4 protein-coding genes are annotated in these 4,524 nt (G+C 30.6%); 2 read left to right on the top strand and 2 right to left on the bottom strand.

What is annotated here, in order from left to right; translation table 11 throughout:
* Positions 1–153: 153 nt before the first annotated feature.
* Positions 154–948, top strand: a complete 795-nt coding sequence (locus H7U02_RS11135; protein ID WP_201043372.1) for a helix-turn-helix domain-containing protein — start codon at positions 154–156, stop codon at positions 946–948.
* A gap of 372 nt (positions 949–1,320) precedes the next feature.
* Here H7U02_RS11135 and H7U02_RS11130 read toward each other — a convergent pair whose 3' ends face one another.
* Entirely contained in the window at positions 1,321–1,479 is a 159-nt protein-coding gene (locus tag H7U02_RS11130; protein WP_311637660.1) for a putative holin-like toxin, read from the bottom strand.
* A 350-nt stretch (positions 1,480–1,829) separates the two neighbouring features.
* Between H7U02_RS11130 and H7U02_RS11125 the strand changes: the two genes are divergently transcribed.
* Complete coding sequence (locus H7U02_RS11125) at positions 1,830–2,804, top strand: Abi family protein (RefSeq protein WP_201043370.1); 975 nt, start codon at positions 1,830–1,832, stop codon at positions 2,802–2,804.
* A gap of 841 nt (positions 2,805–3,645) precedes the next feature.
* Here the strand turns inward: H7U02_RS11125 and H7U02_RS11120 are convergent.
* A partial coding sequence (locus H7U02_RS11120) for a hypothetical protein (protein ID WP_260318488.1) occupies positions 3,646–4,524 on the bottom strand: 879 nt, incomplete at its 5' end.

Genomic DNA, 4,524 nt, shown 5'->3' with positions numbered 1-4,524 from the left:
GTATGATACAGTCTTATATAGCTATTTTATGCAGTCTATAAAGTCTTTTGAATACTGTTATTTCTACATTTGTTTATTGTTTCTAAAACTGCTATAATAATTTTGATTATAATAAATTATAATTTTTTTAGGAAGATGTTATAGGGATAATACATGAAAGAGTGTAAGGATAGTAATAATTTAATGGGGGAAATGTTTACTGACCGATTAATTAAACTCCGACAAGCTAGAGGTTGGACTAAAAAGGAATTTAGTGCCAAAATAGGGAAAACACAACAAACAGTTGGAAAGTGGGAAAACGGAAGTAATGCCCCTACATTTAAAGATCTTGTGAAGTTAGTTGGATTATTTGGGGTGACGTCAGACTACTTACTAGGATTATCGGACTCACCAAGCAAGTACGCTTACCCACCAATTAACGACAATAAGCAAGAGCAAGTAGAGGAAATGTTTAAGGAACTTGACGAAGGAAACCAAGACGCGACTGTTGATTTCATAGAAAATCGATTAGATAATCAGCACATCTCTAAAGAAATCAAAGAAAACGACCTTAAAAAACAAATAGGCATTAACAAGGAACGACCAACAAAAAGGGTCAGTATTTATGCTAGAGTCGATGCACAAGGCTTTGAATTATCAGAAGTCCCAGTTGACTGTCTTGACTACCCTGTGCCTATTCCAGTACATGATATAGCACTTAAGATTGTCGGTAATTCCATGGAACCTATTTTTTTCGATGATGAAGTGATATTTGTTATGAAGAACTCTATCCTCCGAACAGGTGATATCGCTATTGTACGGTTAGATAGTCGGTACTGCGTAATGAAGGTAGGTAAAAATAGTGAAAATGGTGACATTATTCTTAACTCGCTAAATACTGATGAGTCCGCTATCACTCTTACCAAGGAGAATAGCTGCACTATCTTTGGTAAAGTTGTCCTAATGTAAGATTGGTCTTTAAATAGTAAAGAAGTATAAGTAAAACCTTATAATCCAATAATAGTGAATACAAGATAAAACGGCAACCCCAATGGAGTTGCCGTTTTCTGTAGTACATAACTTACAGAAATAAAAGAAAGTAACTTCATTATACTTTCTTTCTGCTAAAATCTCAATAGTTTCAAAATATATCTTAACTTAACTTTCAGCTATTTTTCTTAAGGAATATGAATCTCAAAATAATTAAGAAGAAACGTAAATTGACTTAAATCAGTTATTTTGATAAAATGTTGTTCAAAAAAAGGAAGTTGTGCAGTCATTCAACTTCCATGTAAATCCGTTTAAAAAACGGTGGCTAGTTTTAAACGAAAATAATCCGTCTTACTTCGCCAAAAGTGGGGACGGATTATTTTTGTCGTCATTTTTAAAGAGTTTGTAGCATAAACCTATTAGAGCGATAGTAAAACTACCGAAGCCTAGAATGGTTTGCACAACCTCAAATGCTGCCAAAACTACTTTCTTTTCTACCAGATTTTGAATGCTTGCCCATAGCAATCGCTTGTAGTATTGACTTACTTTATTTGAGTGTAAAATGAGCTCTTCTTTGTTTGAATGAATGCTTAAACCATCTTAAAGTGTTTCAGATCGTGGAGTGAAAGTTTTTCAAGATCGGATCGCCTATACTTACCATATAGTTTAATCCATTTATAGACCGTTTCGTGATGCTTGAAAACCTCCTTTGGTTAGATAATACTCTAACCAAAACATGTCCATGAAATCATATGCTAACAACAATGTTTTTATAGGTATCTATAAAGAACTTGATAAATGAAGACAGTCTAGTATAATGAAACGTATAATAAGATTGTAGTCAGTTACAGGGAGAGAACATGGAAAAAGGAAAATCTACAAATGGTTTAATGAAACATATCCGTGATAAACATAATATACTAATCAAAGGTTCAAAGCACAAAACAGACCTTTTAAACATGGGGTATTATCATGGCTACAAACGATTTAGATTCATAAAGAATGTATCATCAAAGCAAAATTTTACAAATTTCGATCAGATAAAAGCAATTCATAAGTTTGATACAGCTGTAAAAGCTCTAATTTATCCATTGATTACACAGGTTGAAACTGGTCTAAAAAATAGAACAATTGATTATCTCGTAACAAATTCCAACCCTGATATTGAAGCTATTTTTAGAGACCGACTAAATGGTTACAAAGATTATCATAAAATAAATGATTATAAAAAATATCGCCAACGTTTAAAAGAAAGATTAGATCTTAGACAAAATATAGATGAAACTATAGCTTATTACTATGGAAAAAATGATTCTTTAAGCCATTTTATTCACAATAGTCGGCCTATCCCTTTATGGGGCTTTTTTGAGGCCATTTCATTCGGGCAGTATGGCCATTTTTTAAGTGCATTAAATAAAAAGGATCGACTAGAACTTTGTGATATCATTGGTTTAACCCACTCAGGCTTGAACGCTGATGGACGGTTATTGGAACAAATTGTTTTCGCCTTAACAGGACTAAGAAATGCTACAATGCATAATGCCCCTGTTTACGATGCGAATTTCAATAAGGAAACACCACCTAAAAAGCTCAAAACTTTTCTTAATGGAAAACTTCAAATTACTATTAGTTTTGACACTATAATTGACTATATTATCTTACTTTTATATATGATGCGGTTACAGGGTTATAGTAAGCGTGAATTAAAGATATATATATCAAACTTTAGGAAAATTAAGGATACACTATATCAGTCTGTCCCTAAATCAACATTTGACAAAATAGTGGGAGCTAACTCTATTCAAAAACTTGAACAGTTGGAGAATATTTTATAAAATCAAAAGCCTTGATTTGCTTATATGTTTTTGTTATAATTTACAATATCGAATAGGGGTGTAGTACTGCGGTCTATGCTCAAAAGGGTGGATGCTTCCACCCTTTTATTTGGCTCTGTTTACCATATACCAAGTTTATTAAGTCTTTAAGAATAAATGAGACAAGACAGTGCTATTCTGAGGTTGCAGCATTATTTTCAAAACTTATTGAGCCATAAAAGGGTATACGAAAATAACACCTCATCTGGTATGTTTTAAACTAAAATATATCAAAGCCATATAATAGAATCCATCTATAAAAGCCTGAGCCCTTCCATTACAAAAGGAGCTGTTTTTCATAAGTGTTTTTAGTTAACATACTACAAGTATCAATAACTATAAAAGATTATTATAGTCATTATAAAACATGTAAACAGACTCTATTTAGGGAAATATAGATCATTGAAAAATATTGCAAATTTTTAATCATCTTGATATAATCACAATTGTAGGCTTACACACTATACAATAATAATTCAATCTTCCCTTAGTCTCTAATTAACTTCTATACATAGAGGCTTTATACTCACATTATTCGTCACATAAAAATTTTATGTGAGTGCCTACTACTAACTAGGGTATCTCCCTAGTTTTTTTAGTTTTACTTTCTCAACAAACTTTTTATAAATCTTATCCATATGGATTAATCAATATACCCCTAAAGTAACAATTGGAAACTGCTAACCCAAATTTTATTGAAAGCTATGAGAAGGTAAGTCGGACTTAGTTACAGCTGACCTTAAAAAATATAAAGCTGTTCCTGTGTTGTTCAACAGTAGAATATATGGATCAGACGTATTTCTCAAATCATTAAGTACATTGTTATCCAACCAATAAAGAAAATTATAGCTGGTACGATATATTTTCTTGGATGCTTCCATAATTCTCTTTTCAGATTCCAATTCTGTAATGGAAAATAAATCTCAATCATAAGGTACATAATAGCCTCTATTATAGCTAACCCAATGGCCAATAATAAGAAGTCTATTCTCATACTCTTCAATACAAAAAGTTTTAATGTGAAGGCTACTAATAAATTAGTGATTAGGTAATACGAAAGTAATACTCTAAAATACATTAAGAAAAATAAAGTACTTTGAGGTAGCGACTTTACATGAACTATCAAATCTTTGTCTGCTGAGAATAGAGTTGTTAATGGAGTATTTACAGAAACAATAGTAAGTAAAGTTATTGTTTTTAGTTGTTCCGGGTAATCCTGAAAAATAATTAATAAAATAAATAATAGGGTAAAAATTGAATTTATAAAAAAATATTTTTCTTGCATCAAGGAAATCATAAAATAATTATGACGTCTCTTATTAAAAACTGGAGAACTTTCATTTTTTACGATATAAATAAGTTCTTTATTTCTCAGTATTAAATACCCTACAATGATAGAACCTACTAACATATAGAATATATTATTTAGTAATAATATAGAGCCATCTATTCCTACCATACCAATAATCAAAAGCAAACTTAGTACATTTAATTTTGTGTTCAACTTGATAAACACATAGAATACACTAAGTATCACTAGCAATGAAAAAAGTATTAATTTTATAAATTGAAAGTAGCCAATAGTCACATTTAAAAATAAAATTAGAAACAAGATTCTTTCAAAAAAATTCAGAATAAACGTAACAAATATAAAAGTAATTTTAAAGTAGTTTTTGGATAT

The sequence above is a fragment of the Streptococcus sp. 3.1 genome, assembly GCF_016648915.1.
GTDB lineage: Bacteria > Bacillota > Bacilli > Lactobacillales > Streptococcaceae > Streptococcus > Streptococcus salivarius_E.
This window is presented reverse-complemented; position numbering and strand designations above follow the sequence as displayed.